At 57.0% G+C, this 14,326-nt stretch carries 17 protein-coding genes; 7 read left to right on the top strand and 10 right to left on the bottom strand.

The genetic code is table 11. The features are described from left to right. Window positions 1–9: 9 nt before the first annotated feature. Together ACR0JE_RS06080 and ACR0JE_RS06085 are read right to left on the bottom strand one after the other, a co-directional pair. Entirely contained in the window at window positions 10–279 is a 270-nt protein-coding gene (locus tag ACR0JE_RS06080) for a hypothetical protein (RefSeq protein ID WP_480863510.1), read from the bottom strand. A 54-nt stretch (window positions 280–333) separates the two neighbouring features. Next, window positions 334–1,014 carry a uroporphyrinogen-III synthase gene (locus ACR0JE_RS06085; protein WP_480863511.1) on the bottom strand — a complete coding sequence of 227 codons (681 nt, stop codon included), beginning with the start codon at window positions 1,012–1,014 and terminating at the stop codon, window positions 334–336. A 130-nt stretch (window positions 1,015–1,144) separates the two neighbouring features. Between ACR0JE_RS06085 and tsaD the strand changes: the two genes are divergently transcribed. The 4 genes from tsaD to ACR0JE_RS06105 are packed head-to-tail and all read left to right on the top strand — an operon-like array spanning window position 1,145 to window position 3,894. After that, the gene (gene tsaD / locus ACR0JE_RS06090; RefSeq protein WP_480863731.1) at window positions 1,145–2,242 is read left to right on the top strand and encodes a tRNA (adenosine(37)-N6)-threonylcarbamoyltransferase complex transferase subunit TsaD; all 1,098 of its coding nucleotides are present in this window, start codon (window positions 1,145–1,147) and stop codon (window positions 2,240–2,242) included. Next, complete coding sequence (locus tag ACR0JE_RS06095; RefSeq protein WP_480863512.1) at window positions 2,239–3,201, top strand: NAD(P)H-dependent glycerol-3-phosphate dehydrogenase; 963 nt, start codon at window positions 2,239–2,241, stop codon at window positions 3,199–3,201. Before tsaD ends, ACR0JE_RS06095 begins: the two co-directional genes overlap by 4 nt. 1 nt (window position 3,202) lies before the next feature. Beyond that, window positions 3,203–3,472, top strand: a complete 270-nt coding sequence (locus ACR0JE_RS06100) for a YciI family protein (protein WP_480863513.1) — start codon at window positions 3,203–3,205, stop codon at window positions 3,470–3,472. Continuing rightward, window positions 3,472–3,894: an EVE domain-containing protein gene (locus ACR0JE_RS06105; RefSeq protein WP_480863514.1), complete on the top strand. Its 423-nt coding sequence runs from the start codon at window positions 3,472–3,474 to the stop codon at window positions 3,892–3,894. Before ACR0JE_RS06100 ends, ACR0JE_RS06105 begins: the two co-directional genes overlap by 1 nt. A gap of 228 nt (window positions 3,895–4,122) precedes the next feature. Here ACR0JE_RS06105 and ACR0JE_RS06110 read toward each other — a convergent pair whose 3' ends face one another. Continuing rightward, window positions 4,123–4,464 (bottom strand): DUF2853 family protein, encoded by a 342-nt coding sequence (locus ACR0JE_RS06110; protein WP_170534337.1) that lies wholly within the window; start codon window positions 4,462–4,464, stop codon window positions 4,123–4,125. 115 nt (window positions 4,465–4,579) lie between these two features. Further along, window positions 4,580–5,470, bottom strand: coding sequence for a LysR family transcriptional regulator (locus tag ACR0JE_RS06115; RefSeq protein WP_480863515.1), 891 nt, complete (start codon window positions 5,468–5,470; stop codon window positions 4,580–4,582). Window positions 5,471–5,562: 92 nt separating this feature from the next. Here ACR0JE_RS06115 and ACR0JE_RS06120 point away from each other — a divergent pair, with 92 nt between their 5' ends. Continuing rightward, window positions 5,563–6,639 (top strand): L-dopachrome tautomerase-related protein, encoded by a 1,077-nt coding sequence (locus tag ACR0JE_RS06120; RefSeq protein WP_480863516.1) that lies wholly within the window; start codon window positions 5,563–5,565, stop codon window positions 6,637–6,639. Window positions 6,640–6,670: 31 nt separating this feature from the next. Here ACR0JE_RS06120 and ACR0JE_RS06125 read toward each other — a convergent pair whose 3' ends face one another. From ACR0JE_RS06125 to ACR0JE_RS06135, 3 genes are all read right to left on the bottom strand, one after another. Then, the gene (locus ACR0JE_RS06125) at window positions 6,671–7,420 is read right to left on the bottom strand and encodes an extensin-like domain-containing protein (RefSeq protein ID WP_480863517.1); all 750 of its coding nucleotides are present in this window, start codon (window positions 7,418–7,420) and stop codon (window positions 6,671–6,673) included. A 13-nt stretch (window positions 7,421–7,433) separates the two neighbouring features. After that, entirely contained in the window at window positions 7,434–8,822 is a 1,389-nt protein-coding gene (gene ahcY, locus ACR0JE_RS06130; RefSeq protein WP_480863518.1) for an adenosylhomocysteinase, read from the bottom strand. Between the two features lie 104 nt (window positions 8,823–8,926). Continuing rightward, window positions 8,927–9,241: a hypothetical protein gene (locus ACR0JE_RS06135; RefSeq protein ID WP_480500812.1), complete on the bottom strand. Its 315-nt coding sequence runs from the start codon at window positions 9,239–9,241 to the stop codon at window positions 8,927–8,929. Between the two features lie 208 nt (window positions 9,242–9,449). Here ACR0JE_RS06135 and ACR0JE_RS06140 point away from each other — a divergent pair, with 208 nt between their 5' ends. Next, entirely contained in the window at window positions 9,450–10,043 is a 594-nt protein-coding gene (locus ACR0JE_RS06140; RefSeq protein ID WP_480863519.1) for an HD domain-containing protein, read from the top strand. Between the two features lie 14 nt (window positions 10,044–10,057). On the opposite strand, the gene ACR0JE_RS06145 is transcribed toward ACR0JE_RS06140, so the two are convergent. The 3 genes from ACR0JE_RS06145 to ACR0JE_RS06155 all read right to left on the bottom strand — a co-directional run bounded on the left by ACR0JE_RS06145 (window position 10,058) and on the right by ACR0JE_RS06155 (window position 12,778). Further along, complete coding sequence (locus ACR0JE_RS06145) at window positions 10,058–11,284, bottom strand: CapA family protein (protein WP_480863520.1); 1,227 nt, start codon at window positions 11,282–11,284, stop codon at window positions 10,058–10,060. A 232-nt stretch (window positions 11,285–11,516) separates the two neighbouring features. Further along, window positions 11,517–12,071: an ActR/PrrA/RegA family redox response regulator transcription factor gene (locus tag ACR0JE_RS06150; RefSeq protein WP_480543736.1), complete on the bottom strand. Its 555-nt coding sequence runs from the start codon at window positions 12,069–12,071 to the stop codon at window positions 11,517–11,519. Window positions 12,072–12,154: 83 nt separating this feature from the next. Next, on the bottom strand, window positions 12,155–12,778 hold the full coding sequence (locus ACR0JE_RS06155) for an SCO family protein (RefSeq protein ID WP_480863521.1): 624 nt from the start codon (window positions 12,776–12,778) through the stop codon (window positions 12,155–12,157). 90 nt (window positions 12,779–12,868) lie between these two features. On the opposite strand from ACR0JE_RS06155, the gene regB reads away from it, so the two are divergent. After that, entirely contained in the window at window positions 12,869–14,266 is a 1,398-nt protein-coding gene (regB, locus tag ACR0JE_RS06160; RefSeq protein ID WP_480863522.1) for a sensor histidine kinase RegB, read from the top strand. The last annotated feature ends 60 nt before the right edge of the window (window positions 14,267–14,326 follow it).

Here is a 14,326-nt window from a genome sequence, read left to right on the forward strand (position 1 = left end):
GACAGGTTTTTACGGCGCAGAATGTGTTTCCTCCACCGGCGCTTCGGCTGCGGCTTCGGCTTCGGCTTCGGCTTCGGCTTCGGCTTCGGCTTCGGCTTCGGCTTCGGCTTCGGCTTCGGCTTCGGCTTCGGCTTCGGAAGTCAGGTCTTCGCCAGGGGCGTCTTGGTCAAGCGGTGCATCATCCAAAGGCTCAGCCATTTCGATAACACCTTCGTCCACCAGATCTTCCGATTTCGGGGTTTCCGCCGGTTTCTGATCGGTTTTCTTTTTGCCCGCCACCGTCACATTCCCCTTATCGATTCTAAAATCACCAGAACTACAGACTGGTCCAAGTTAGTCTGCGCCAGGCTCGCCCTCAACCCGCATCGCGTGTTTCACAAGCTTTTTAACGGCTTTACGCATGTGTTTGGGTGTGGGTTCTTTGGCAATCTTCAATCGCTGGAACCCCAAGGTTTTAAGGGGCTCTGAGGTCGCCTCGCTGATTGCAGCCAGCCACAAAGGGGCAGTTCCGGCCCAAATGTCGGCAAATTGTCGCGCGGTTCGGGGTGAAAACAAAGGCGCGATGACCGGCCTTTCACCGATTGAGGCTGCCGCGGCCTCGTCGCTCAGCGGCAACAGAAGCTGCTGATAGACGGGTTGCTCTCGGGTGGTCAGGCCCAGTGCCGTCAACCGATCGGCCACGTTGCCCCGGCTATGTTCTCCTCGCAGATGTAACAATGGGCTCGTCGGCCGGACACGCAACAGCGTCGCCACTAGCTCCTCGGCAGTGGCCCCCATCATCTGGGCGTCCCATCCGGCACCCTTTGCGGTGCCGGTGGTGGTAGGACCCACACAGAAGGCTGGCAGATCGCGCCTGACCCCCAACGAGGCCGCCGCGTTCACCGCATTGGCGGAGGAAAAAATCAACCCCTGGATATCGTCAGTCTGCACCTGAACGGGCAGCGGTTTGATTTCAAGAATAGGGGAATAAATGACCTCGACCCGTGATCTGGTGCGGGTTGGCAGCTGCGCCACAAACCTCTCCGAGGCAGCACGCGGGCGGGTCATCAACAAATACAACGATCTGCGCCTTTGGCCATGGGATTGTTTGCATCCGCGCAGGGTGATACCCCGCATGCCAATCATGATGCAACGGAACGGGCCAATGGTGCAAACACTAACCATCCTTGGGTTAGAAAGCAGCTGTGATGACACAGCCGCAGCCGTGGTGCGGCAAACTGACGGTACACCGGCTGAAATCCTGTCGTCGGTTGTGCATGGTCAAACCGATTTGCACAGCGCGTATGGCGGTGTCGTGCCCGAGATTGCGGCGCGCGCTCATGCTGAGAAGCTGGATATCTGCGTGATGCAGGCGCTGGAAGCCGCTGGTTTGAGCCTGAGCAACATGGACGCCATCGCAGTGACCGCCGGGCCGGGTCTGATCGGCGGTGTCATGTCGGGCGTGATGTGCGCCAAAGGGATCAGCGCCGCGACCGGGCTGCCTTTGATCGGCGTCAACCATCTGGCAGGTCACGCCCTGACACCGCGCCTGACCGATGGAATCGCGTTTCCCTATCTGATGCTGCTCGTCTCGGGCGGTCACTGCCAATACCTGATTGCCCATGGTTCCGATAACTTCACCCGCCTTGGCGGCACAATCGATGACGCGCCGGGCGAGGCCTTTGACAAAACCGCCCGTTTGCTGGGCTTGCCCCAACCCGGCGGGCCTTCGGTTGAGGCCGAGGCTCGGTCAGGCGATCCCAAGCGGTTCCGGTTTCCCCGTCCGTTGCTGGATCGACCCGGCTGCGATCTGTCCTTCTCCGGTTTGAAAACAGCCCTGATGCGCATGCGGGATCAAATCGTAGCCGAAAACGGCGGGCTGACCCGCCAGGACCGCGCCGACCTTTGCGCCGGATTTCAACAAGCGGTCGTAGACACGTTGGCTGAAAAAACACGCCGCGCCATTGGCCTGTATCTTGAACAAACCCCCGCAGAGCCGGTGATCGCTGTGGCGGGCGGGGTTGCTGCAAACTCGGGCATTCGCGCTGCATTAGAGTCTGTTTCCAATGAAATGGGTGCTAGGTTCACTGCACCCCCTTTGGCCCTTTGCACCGACAACGCAGCCATGATTGCCTATGCCGGATTGGAACGCTTTCGCGCCGGTGCGCGAGACGGTCTGGACCTGACGGCCCGCCCGCGCTGGCCTCTGGATCAAACCAGCCCTGCCATGTTGGGCAGCGGCAAAAAAGGGGCCAAGGCATGAGCGTTTCTGTACTGGGCTCCGGCGCATTTGGAACCGCCTTGGCCATATCACTGGCGGGTAACGGGCCAGTGACCTTGTGGTCCCGCGATGAGGCGCAGGCGAGAGCGATGCAAGAAACGGCCGAAAACGCGCAACGCCTGCCCGGCGTGGCTTTGCCGCCCCAGATTAGCGTGACAGCGCGAATCGATCAGGCGTGTCAAGCGGATGTGCTGGTGGTTTCCGTCCCTATGCAACAGCTGCGTATGGCCTTGGAGCAGCATAAATCTGCCTTGGCAGGCAAAACCTTGGTCGCCTGCTGCAAAGGGATTGAACTGTCCACCGGCCTTGGCCCCGTGGCGGTGATCCGCGAAACCGTCCCGGACGCGCAACCTGCGCTCCTAACCGGGCCCAGCTTTGCAGATGACATCGCACGCGGTCTGCCGACTGCGCTGACCCTGGCCTGCGCCGAAGCGGCTTTGGGCAAAGACCTGCAGGCGAGACTAACCACCGCCAACCTGCGCCTTTATCGCACAACCGATACCACCGGCGCCGAACTGGGCGGTGCGTTGAAAAACGTTATGGCGATTGGATGCGGGGCCGCCATCGGCGCGGGTTTGGGTGACAGCGCACGGGCTGCCCTGATTACGCGCGGCTTTGCCGAAATGCAGCGTTTTGCCACCCAGCGCGGTGCGCAGGCAGAGACCTTGATGGGCTTGTCCGGGCTGGGGGATCTGGTCCTGACCTGCTCGTCTGATCTGTCCCGAAACTATCGTTTTGGACAAAGTTTGGGTCTAGATCGGCCTTTTGACACAGGCACCACAGTCGAAGGTGTCGCTACTGCACGCGCTGTGGCGAAGATTGCCAAAGCCGAAGGGCTGGAGATGCCCATTAGCACAACGGTGGCAGAACTCAGCGACGGTGCCTACAGTGTGGCACAAGCGATTCAGTCATTGCTGGGTCGACCCCTGAAGGAGGAATAGAATGCTCATCGCCCTGATCGCCAAAGACAAAGACGGCGCCTTGCAAACGCGGTTGGACAATCGATCAGCCCATCTGGCCTATATCGAGGAAACAGGCGTCGTCTCACAGGCCGGTCCCCTTTTGGACGGGGACGCCATGATTGGATCACTGGTCATTCTGGATGTCGAAGATGTCACCGCCGCGCAGGCTTGGGCGGACAATGACCCCTATGCCAAAGCCGGGCTGTTTGCTACGGTCGAGTTGATCCCCTGGAAACGGGTGATTGGCTGATGGCATATTGGCTGTTCAAATCGGAACCTTCGACCTGGAGTTGGGATCAGCAAGTCGCCAAGGGCGACGCAGGCGAAGAATGGGATGGCGTGCGTAACTATCAGGCCCGGAATTTCATGCGGCAGATGGCCATCGGCGATCGCGGCTTCTTCTATCATTCGCAAAAGGACAAGGCGATTGTCGGGATTGTCGAGGTCTGCGCCGAGGCCCATCCAGACAGCACCACCGACGACCCACGCTGGGAATGCGTAGACATCAAAGCAGTGCGCCCGTTTTCGCAGGCCGTTACATTAGATCAGATCAAAGCCGATGAGCGATTGGCAGAGATGGTGTTGGTGCGAAACTCACGCCTGTCCGTTCAACCCGTCAGCGACGCGGAATGGGATGTGATCTGCGCATTGGGGAATACGCAGGCCGATTAGGAACAAATAAAAGGGAAGGCCCTGATCGATGCAGAACCTTCCCTACCCCGCGTGCTCCCTACTCACCACACGCATCTGGAAATATCTGGTTCTGACCGTCCTGGTCACTGAACTATCTATAGACCGGTCAAGACCCCGGTTTCAAACGGCAAGTCCTTAAACTCTGTCTCAAATGCAAAACGCCCGCCTTGGGGACAAGCGGGCGTTTGTATCTTTGGCTGGATCGGATCAGCCGTATACGGATTCTTTTCCGAAATGCTTGGTCAGCATGTAGTAGACAACAGCGCGATATTTGTTGCGTTCGGACATGCCATAGGTTTCCAGGGCTTTGTTGATCGCTTCCATCAGTTCGGGACCGTCGGACAGGCCCAGCTTTTTGATCAGGAAGTTGTTTTTGACAGTCTCAATTTCACCGTCCTGGCTGGCGGCAACAGTCGATGCATCCGCATCATAAATCGCAGGGCCACAACCGATTGTGACCTTGGTCAGCAGGTCCATATCCGGATCCATGCCACATTTGTTCTTCAGGTCATCGGCATATTTGGCGATCAAGTCGTCGCGTTTTCCCATTAAACAGTCTCCCTATCAGCAGTCCTGGCTGCGGTTACTCAAATCCTTGAAACAGGTGCGGGAAGGTTAATCACAAGTGTTTTCAACACAAAGGGAAAAATTCCAAGCTTTCCCCCTAAGCGGAGAGACGCTTTCGCGAAGCCGCACGAAACGCTTGATCCGCTAAGTCAGAGAAAGCCCGAACCTTGCGGCCGGGCGTGTTACTGCCTGCGTGAACGAATGAAATCGGAGCTGCGGGAGATTTCAGTAACCCCGGCAAAACTTCAACCAGCGCACCCTCTTCCAATTCCCGCTGAACGGCCAACCGTGATTTGACCGCAGGACCCAAGCCCTGCACAGCGGCATCTGTCAGCATATCTGAATTCGACACCGCAATGCGCCGGGCTACAGATAGCTGTCCCTCATAGGTGTCGAAACGGGTTTGCCAAGGCAAACAAGCCCAGCGCATTTGCCGTAAATCCTCGACAGATGTCGGGGTGCCGTGACGGGCAAAAAACTCGGGCGAAGCACAGATTATTCGGTCATTTTCGCATAGCTTGCGCGCCCTCAAGTTACTGTCGGACATTTTTCCGACACGAATGGCGCAATCTATGCCTTCATCCACCAATGATACATAGCGATCCACTGCCAGAAACTCGATCGTCAGGTCGGGATGCTCGGTCTGGAACTCGTCTAACAAAGGCATGATAAAGCGGGATAAAATCCACGGGGATAGGGTGACACGCAGGTGCCCGCGAAGGGCACCTTTGCCGCTCCCGGCCTCCAGCTCGGCCTCGCGCAGATCCGACAGGAGGGGTTCGATCCGGTCCAGAAAAATCAACCCCTCGTTGGTTAGCTGAACCCTGCGGCTGTTGCGGTGAAAGAGTTTGAGGTTCAGAACCTCCTCCAGCTTCGCAATTCTGTGGCTGACAGTCGCGGCCGAAATGCCCAGCGCCTGCGCCGCTGACCCAACACCACCAGTTTTGGCGACCGAGACGAAAGTCAGCAGATCATTCACATGGTACATTCGAAATTTCCAAACACTGGTTTCATAATTCAGGCAGTTATCGAAGAAAAAATCAAATGATATCTGCTCTGTCACAATCAGAGGAGGTCCCGATGAAATCACTTTATGCAGCGGTCTGCGCGATGACGCTGGCAACTCCGACCCTAGCGAACGGGTTGGAGACATATCTGGAATTCGACAAATCGATCCCACCCGGAAATCTGGCCATCGGGCCGGATGGGCGGATGTTCATGTCGGTGCATGAATTCTACGGGCCTGAACTGCGTATTGTCGAAGTGATGCCCGATGGGTCGACCAAACCCTACCCGACAGAAACATGGGCCCGCGCACCACAGGATGATGCGGACGGGCTGAACGGCGTTCTGGGTCTGCGGGCAGATCGGGAGGGCATTCTTTGGATGCTGGATGGTCAGGGCGAGAACCAGACCGGTCGGATCGTGGGATGGGATACCAATACCGAAACCTTGCATGCGATCCATTACATCGGTGCGCCGGTGGTGCGGCCTACCTCGTTCCTGAACGATCTGGCCGTGGATCGAGATCATGAGGCGATCTATATCTCAGACACGGGCGACGGCCAGAACTCGGCCATTATCGTGGTCGATCTGGAAACCGGTCGCGCGCGGCGCGTGCTTGAAGGATCGAAATACACGATCCCCGAAGATACGCCGATGGTGATCGACGGGCGTGAGATCACGCTGGGCGGCAACCCTGCGAAAATCGGCATCAACCCGATCACGGTCGATCCGACCAACACATGGGTCTATTTCGCTCCGATGACTGCCAGCGCGATGTATCGCCTCCGCACCACCGACCTGTTAGATGAAAGCTTGTCCGATGCTGACCTGGAAGCGCGGGTGGAACGCTATGGAGACAAGCCGATCTCGGATGGGTCCACGGTCGATACTGGCGGCAATGTCTACATCACAGCAATGACCGACAACGCTCTGGGCGTGACGAAACCGGACGGCAGCTATGAGGTGCTGTACCAGTCGGATGACGAATTGCCCTGGCCCGACGGGTTCTCGATCGGAACGGATGGCTATGTCTATGCCACCATCAACGAACTGCACCGCTCGCCCGTCTTGAACGGGGGCGAGGATGCCTCGCAAGGTATCTACAAGATCGTTCGGTTCAAAGCGTTGGCTGACGCTGTCAGTGGGCGCTGATCGCGCTCTAACCCAGCAAGGCCCCGGTTAGCTATCGGCAAAATCCCCAGCCGGGGCCCTGCAGATGAAAATGATCCGCATGCAGACGGTTGTATTCTGGGCCCAGAACCACGCGGAACCAATCACAGGCCCCCTGCCCGATCTGTCTTAGAAACGCGGCCTCTGGCCCCGCGGCATTCCAATCTGACAACAGCGAAAGCGTCCGCCCATCGGTCAGTTCGACCCCTACTATATCAATCGAGTCGGCGGTGGCATGGCTGCTCCATCGGCTGGATTGACCTTGTGCAGTGCGCATACGGCGGCAGTTGTAGCTGCCTGCATGACGTAGCTTTTCTACACCCGTTCCCAGAAAATCACGCGCCGCAGGCTGCACGACATGGTGATCCCACATCGCCAATCGCAGGGTTGTCCGACAACTGGTCTCGACCGCGTCGATCCGAGAGGTCACTAGCTGTGACAACAGCCCCCGCCCGGTGATCCCGCAGTTCTGATCGACGACCAGATCATCCATCGCCTCAAATCGGGCGCCTGCATCCGACAGCGCAGACCTGCACTGCATCTTATCTGCAAGGGCGCGTTTCAGCTGGTATTTGGTAACCGGCGTGACCGGAGCCTTTACCCTGAGATCGCGCAAAGGGTTCCAATGTGACGGCACGGGCGTTTTGGGATGTGCCAAAAGGGCCCAGCCACCGCCACCCAGAAGAATTGCAACGACGGCTAATCTAAAAACGAAAGACGCCGCCAGAAACAGGTATCGGCGGCGCCTAGAGTTTTGTGTCATCGTCAGACAACAATCAGTAGCGGTAGTGTTCCGGCTTGTAGGGGCCTTCCGGCTTCACGCCGATATAGGCCGCTTGTTCATTGTCCATCTTGGTCAGCTTCACGCCGATGCGATCCAGATGCAGGCGGGCGACTTTCTCGTCCAGATGCTTGGGCAGGATGTAGACATCGTTTTTGTACTCATCACCCTTGGTGAACAGTTCGATCTGCGCCAGAACCTGGTTGGTGAAGGACGCTGACATCACAAACGAAGGGTGGCCGGTGGCGTTACCAAGGTTCAGCAGACGACCTTCTGACAGCAAGATAATGCGGTTGCCCGAAGGCATCTCGATCATGTCCACCTGTTCCTTAATGTTGGTCCATTTGTGGTTCTTAAGGCTGGCCACCTGAATTTCGTTGTCGAAGTGACCAATGTTGCCAACGATGGCCATGTCCTTCATCGCACGCATATGCTCGATGCGGATCACGTCCTTGTTGCCGGTGGTGGTAATGAACACATCTGCGGTTTCGACTTCGTCTTCCAGAAGAGTCACTTCGTAACCGTCCATTGCAGCCTGCAGGGCGCAAATCGGGTCAACTTCGGTGACTTTAACGCGGGCACCCGCGCCGGACAGTGACGCAGCCGAGCCTTTGCCCACGTCGCCATACCCGCAAACCACGGCAACCTTACCGGCCAGCATGGTGTCGGTGGCGCGGCGGATACCGTCGACAAGCGATTCCTTACAGCCGTATTTGTTGTCAAACTTCGATTTGGTGACCGAGTCATTCACGTTAATCGCCGGGAACGGCAGGTGGCCGTCTTTCACCAGCTGATACAAACGGTTCACACCAGTGGTGGTTTCCTCGGAGACACCCTGGATCTGATCGCGCATCTTGGTGAACCAACCGGGTGAGGCCGCCATGCGCTTGGCGATCTGCTTCTTGATCACCTCTTCCTCTTCCGAACCCGGAACGGGGATGATGTCTTCACCCGCCTCTGCCCGTGCGCCCAGCAGGATGTACAGCGTCGCGTCGCCGCCATCGTCCAGGATCATGTTCGGGCCGTCTTCGAACAGGAAGGATTTGTCCAGATAATCCCAATGCTCTTCCAGCGTCTGGCCTTTGATGGCGAAGACCGGAATGCCCGCTTCAGCAATCGCTGCGGCCGCATGATCCTGGGTTGAGAAGATGTTGCACGACGCCCAGCGCACATCCGCGCCCAGGGCAACCAGCGTTTCGATCAGAACGGCCGTCTGGATTGTCATGTGCAGCGAACCAACAATGCGCGCGCCTGACAAAGGCTTGCTTTCACCGTATTCCGAACGCAGCGCCATCAGGCCTGGCATTTCGGTTTCGGCGATATCCAGCTCCTTGCGGCCAAACCCGGCCAGCGAAATGTCTTTAACGATATAGTCCCCGGCCATCTGGCGCTCCATTTTTCCGGTCAATCACACTGTGGCTGCCCCTAGCATCCCTTGGGGCAGGTGGCAATGTAGATGTCCGAAAACGGGATGTTACGCCACTGATACTAGCTTGGCGTGCCGTCAACTTTGACTTTCGGGATCGCTTCGAAAAAATCGGTGCCAACGGCGACAATACAGGAAATGCCGTTCGCCTGGGTCACCAAAACGGTATAACTGCCCGTTTCTTTTGAGGTCCAAACCTCCATGACCGACTGCGCGCCGCGTGTTTTCTGCAAACCGCCAAAAGCCAGCTCTTCCGAGTAGCTTTTCTGCAGCTTGGCAATCACATGCGCGCGCTCTGCACAGGTTTGGGCAAAGGCGGGCGGGGCTGTAGCGGCCATGCCAAAGGTCAGGGTAAGGGCGAATAAACGCTTAAACATAGCAAACTCCTTTCGTTTCGCGTTTCGCTGTGTGAGAGGAGCGCACCGGGAGAAGCGTGCGCCCCCCCTCGGTTTTTATGTCGGGATCGCATCGTTTCATTTCAAAGCACGAATGCTCAAGAAAACGTTGGCAGCTGGTGATCCTGACAGGTACATCATAGCAGAAAATCGTGATTTTAATGTGTCCCACTTCACAAGGCATGGCAAAATGGCAACACAACCTCGCGCTTGGCAACGGATGCTATCTGGTCGCAGGCTGGACCTGCTGGACCCGACCCCGGTGGATATCGAGATCGAAGATATCGCCCATGGGCTGGCATTTGTTGCGCGATGGAACGGGCAAACACACGGCGATTTTGCCTATTCCGTGGCCGAACATTCCCTTTTGGTTGAAGAACTCTATGGCCGGATCGCGCCCAATGCACCGGCGAAATGGAAGCTCGCCGCACTGCTGCACGACGCGCCGGAATATGTGATTGGTGATATGATCTCGCCCGTCAAATCCGCCGTCGGCGCGGGCTACGGCGCGCTGGATGACCGCCTGATGGCGGCGATCCACATCCGGTTCGGGCTACCCGCCGAGGTTCCAAAGACGATAAAACGACAGATCAAGAAGGCCGACAAGATCAGTGCGTGGATGGAAGCAACCCAGATCGCAGGATTTTCCGAAGCTGAAGCGACAAAGTTCTTCGGGCGGCCCGATAAGGCCATTATGGACGGTTTGAAGATCACACTGCGCCCACCGGTTGAGGTACGAATGGCATACACGCAGCGGCATCAACAGCTGCTGGGCCATCTTTGAACGCAGCGTTCAAACTAATCCGCCCGCTGTTCAACCTTCTGAATGATGCGTCCTTCAGACTCGTGGGCAGACCACCGGACAGGTGTGGCGGTCACGCTTGTGACTGTCGTTTTACCTCCGGCCTTTTGAACTTCCGCCTGCAATATCACACTGCTTGCGATATCTTCATGGGAGAACCCCCACAGCAAGCTGCCCAGCGAATAGGCAATAGGCACTGTTTTGACTGCGTCGGACTTTGGCCGATAAAGCTGAATTGGCTGGGGCACATGCGGGTGGTGGCACACGATGATATCTGCTCCAAATTCCGCCAATTCCTCGGCCGCTTCTTGTTGCGCCCGTCGCGGGTACAGCTCGAATTCGTGACCCCAATGGAGGATCGCAATAATCAAATCGCACTCGGCGGCCTTTGCGTTTGATATCTGCGTTTTCAGCGGCTCGATATCTGGCGGCTGATGCTTGGAGGTCAGCTTGGCCAGATTGACATGGTATCCATGCCCGTCGGGCAGCGTTTGACCATTGGTTCCAAACGCGCAGGACGCAAAACCGATCTTGATCCCGTTTCGTTCGATGATGTTAGCCGCGTCCGGATCAGCCGGGGCTTCACTCACCCCAATCGGCAGGATGTTCCGCTTGGCCAGTGTGGCCAGTGTCGTTTCCACGCCTTCGATGCCCATATCGAAGATATGATTGTTTGCCAGATTCAAGACATCAATCGCCCGACCTTTATGGCAGGTCAATGCATCGAACTGATCCTCTGACGCACATTCAACAGGAGGGCCGGCATCGCCGATTACTTCATCCACCAGAGGTTGGGTTGTAACAGGCGATTCATAGTTGGCGATGACAACATCGTTTTTGAACAACAGGTCTTCGATCTGTGCATAAACCTGATCCTGCGCGGGCTCAGCCCGGTGCGTGCGCAGGATATCCCCGGCAAAACTCAGCGTGAGAGTCTCGACCTTTTCACCCTGTGCGCGCGGCGCAAGCTGAGCGTGCTTTGATTTCATAAACTCAGACGTTTGCAGCTCGGGTTCGGGCAATTGCACCGGATTTTTGCTTTTATAAACCCAGTACAGATTATCCAACAAATTCATCTCCGAGACTTCACCCGCCGCCCCCTTTCGCGGGCGCGCCCAAAACCCGAATATTTCAGCCGATTTTGTCACCAGCGCGACAATCCCTTTCAAAACTGGATTGGAGGTTTTCAGCACCTCATACGGCGTGTTTGGCAATAGGGACACTGGGGCCTCTCACTTATCGATTCTGAACCTTCAGTACGCATGCAGATCACCAACATGCACAGGTCATCGCGGTAGCATAAATAGGGTTAACAAAACGATACTCAGAATATTGTTGCACTGTAAATCCGTCACACACCCAGACCAAAAAACGCGACCAAAACGGTCGCGTGGTCAATGTTCAAAAGTTGGCAGTAGTGGCTCGACCAGACGACAGCCTGGCCATGTGAATCCGTCAGCGCGGGCTGCGCTTGGCCAAAATGCGCTGCAATGTCCGGCGGTGCATGTTCAGACGCCGCGCAGTTTCAGACACGTTGCGATCACACAGCTCATAGACTCTCTGGATGTGCTCCCATCGCACGCGATCTGCGCTCATGGGGTTTTCCGGCGGCGGGGGCAGCTCGTCGCCCTTGGCCAACAGCGCGTTGGTAATGTCTGTGGCATCAGCGGGTTTGGAAAGGTAGTCTGTCGCCCCGATCTTGACCGCAGCCACTGCGGTGGCAATCGCGCCATAGCCGGTCAGAACCACGACCCGACTGTCGGGGCGTTTTTCGCGCAGTACTTCGACAACATCGAGCCCATTGCCATCCTCAAGCCTGAGATCGACAACCGCATAGGCAGGTGGACGGGCAGTGGAAATGGCGCGACCGGCGGCAACGGAACCGGCGGTTTCAACCTCGAACCCGCGTTTCTCCATGGCCTTTGCCAGACGCCTCAGAAATGGCTCATCATCATCCACCAGAAGCAAGGTTTTGTCCGGGCCGATATCAAGCTGAGAAGGGTCTGCCATTCTTGGGTCTTTCGGTTATTTCATGCCTTTGGCTTTAACATGAGTAATAGCAGCGCCGCACTAAAGGTCAAACCGGCTTGTCCTCAGGATGCCTGATCGAGAAAGCAACCAATCTTGTCGGCCATTTGTTCGGCCGTGTCGTCGCGTTTGAAAAACTCCAGAAATCCATCCTCGGGTGTGACCAGATAAGTAAAGGTCGAATGGTCAACAAGATAATATTCGTCGCTTTTGTCGTGGGCCTTGTAGTAAGTTTTATAGGCCTGGCTGGCCGCTTTGACCTGTTCGGGTGATCCGGTCAGGGCAATCAACCGCTCGTGCAGGTTGAACGCATAGTCAGCCACCACTTCGGGCGTATCCCGATCCGGGTCAATGGAGATGAACACGGGCGTCACCAATTGCCCGCGCTCGGCCAGAATATCCACCGCATCGGCATTGCGGGACATGTCAAACGGGCAGACATCGGGGCAGAAGGTGTAGCCAAAGTAGACTAGCGTCGGTTCGGTGATTACATCTGTGTCAGTGACCGTCTCGCCCTTACCATTGACCAGTTCGAACGGTCCACCAATCGCGGCGGTCCCGCCTGCGATCTGGCTGGACCGGCATTGGGCGTATTTGTCATCCGACCCTGATCCTTGTGTCAAAAGCCACATAGCTCCAAGGCCAACAGCCAGGACAACAGTTGCGAGAATTGCATAGAGGCGGGTCATGACGAATATCCATACGCAAGGGATTGTTGATCGTGTCGGCCGGGACACCTATCAAGATGAACAGCTGATGCAACAGGACATAATCGACCCATGGCAGATTCCAATCAGACGTTTTGGCGCGGCCAGGAGCGCAGCAGCTGGATCCGGCTGCGCACACTAATCCTGCTGCGCTGGGTGGCCATCGTGGGTCAGATCACCGCCATCACGGTCGCGCAGCAAACCTATCATGTGCAGCTTGAGCTCGGGCTGTGCTATCTGGCCGTCGGAGTCTCGGTCCTCGGCAACCTGACGGCGATCTTCCTGTTTCCGCAGAACAAGCGCCTGTCCGAGTTCGAAAACTTCCTAATGGTGCTGTTTGATCTGCTGCAACTGGCGTTTCTGCTGTATCTGACCGGTGGTTTGAACAACCCGTTCGCCTTGCTGCTGTTGGGGCCCGTCACGATATCAGCCAATGTTATGAGCACGCGCTCTACCCTGATCGTGGGCGGTGTGGCCATCATCCTTGCCACCTTACTGGCCGAATTTCACCTGCCCTTGCGCACCGATATCGGGTTCATTCTGCGCATCCCCGATATTCTTCTGTTCGGCAACTGGGCGGCTATCATCATTGCGATCGTCTTCATCGGGGCGTATTCGCATCGTGTCAGTTCCGAAGTGCAATCCATGTCCGAGGCGCTGTCGGCCGCGCATATGGCGCTGGCGCGTGAACAAAAGTTGACTGATCTTGGCGGCGTTGTCGCTGCCGCCGCGCATGAGCTGGGGACGCCGCTGGCGACAATCAAACTGACCAGCTCGGAACTGATCGAAGAGCTTGAGGATCGCCCCGATCTGAAAGATGACGCCGCCCTGATCCGTGAACAGGCTGATCGCTGCCGCGATATTCTGCGTGATATGGGGCGGGCAGGTAAGGACGATTTGCATTTGCGCCAGGCCCCGATTTCGACTGTTATCCACGAGGCCGCGGAACCGCATATCGAACGCGGCAAACTGGTGCATTTCATCGAAGGCCCAGCGTTGGATGGGGATGTGCAGCAGCCCTCGATCCTGCGTAAGCCCGAAATCATTCACGGGCTGCGCAACCTGATCCAGAACGCGGTGGATTTTTCACGCGCCAATGTCTGGGTCGAGGCGCATTGGACCGCGGATCAGATCACCGTCAGCATTATGGATGATGGACGTGGATATCCCTCGCACCTGATTGGCCGGATCGGTGATCCGTTCATGCGCCGAAGGCGGGCCGAGACAGACCAACGCGCGCGCCCCGAATACGAAGGGATGGGGTTGGGCCTGTTTATCGCCAAAACCCTTCTGGAACGCAGTGGAGCCGAGCTTGAGTTTGCCAATGGCGCAGACCCCTATCAGCATTTGTCAGATAATCCGGCACATCGGGGGGCTATCGTGCGCGTTTCATGGCCGCGCAAAATGATTGACGCGCAAAAAGGTGACACGCCAGTGCCATCCGGCAGCAACCAGCGCATTCGGGTGTGAGTTAACAGTGCGTTAACCAATCGGAGCAATAGTCTGATCCCAGCACGTAATCTGGCATGG

This window comes from Ruegeria sp. H3 (genome assembly GCF_056533095.1).

Bases quoted from the DNA above. Each gene is read 5' to 3' on its own strand.
- tsaD (WP_480863731.1), top strand. From the start codon at position 1,145: ATGGTGCAAACACTAACCATCCTTGGGTTAGAAAGCAGCTGTGATGAC.
- ACR0JE_RS06095 (WP_480863512.1), top strand. From the start codon at position 2,239: ATGAGCGTTTCTGTACTGGGCTCCGGCGCATTTGGAACCGCCTTGGCC.
- ACR0JE_RS06100 (WP_480863513.1), top strand. From the start codon at position 3,203: ATGCTCATCGCCCTGATCGCCAAAGACAAAGACGGCGCCTTGCAAACG.
- ACR0JE_RS06105 (WP_480863514.1), top strand. From the start codon at position 3,472: ATGGCATATTGGCTGTTCAAATCGGAACCTTCGACCTGGAGTTGGGAT.
- ACR0JE_RS06110 (WP_170534337.1), bottom strand. From the start codon at position 4,464: ATGGGAAAACGCGACGACTTGATCGCCAAATATGCCGATGACCTGAAG.
- ACR0JE_RS06115 (WP_480863515.1), bottom strand. From the start codon at position 5,470: ATGTACCATGTGAATGATCTGCTGACTTTCGTCTCGGTCGCCAAAACT.
- ACR0JE_RS06120 (WP_480863516.1), top strand. From the start codon at position 5,563: ATGAAATCACTTTATGCAGCGGTCTGCGCGATGACGCTGGCAACTCCG.
- ACR0JE_RS06125 (WP_480863517.1), bottom strand. From the start codon at position 7,420: ATGACACAAAACTCTAGGCGCCGCCGATACCTGTTTCTGGCGGCGTCT.
- ahcY (WP_480863518.1), bottom strand. From the start codon at position 8,822: ATGGCCGGGGACTATATCGTTAAAGACATTTCGCTGGCCGGGTTTGGC.
- ACR0JE_RS06135 (WP_480500812.1), bottom strand. From the start codon at position 9,241: ATGTTTAAGCGTTTATTCGCCCTTACCCTGACCTTTGGCATGGCCGCT.
- ACR0JE_RS06140 (WP_480863519.1), top strand. From the start codon at position 9,450: ATGGCAACACAACCTCGCGCTTGGCAACGGATGCTATCTGGTCGCAGG.
- ACR0JE_RS06150 (WP_480543736.1), bottom strand. From the start codon at position 12,071: ATGGCAGACCCTTCTCAGCTTGATATCGGCCCGGACAAAACCTTGCTT.
- ACR0JE_RS06155 (WP_480863521.1), bottom strand. From the start codon at position 12,778: ATGACCCGCCTCTATGCAATTCTCGCAACTGTTGTCCTGGCTGTTGGC.
- regB (WP_480863522.1), top strand. From the start codon at position 12,869: ATGGCAGATTCCAATCAGACGTTTTGGCGCGGCCAGGAGCGCAGCAGC.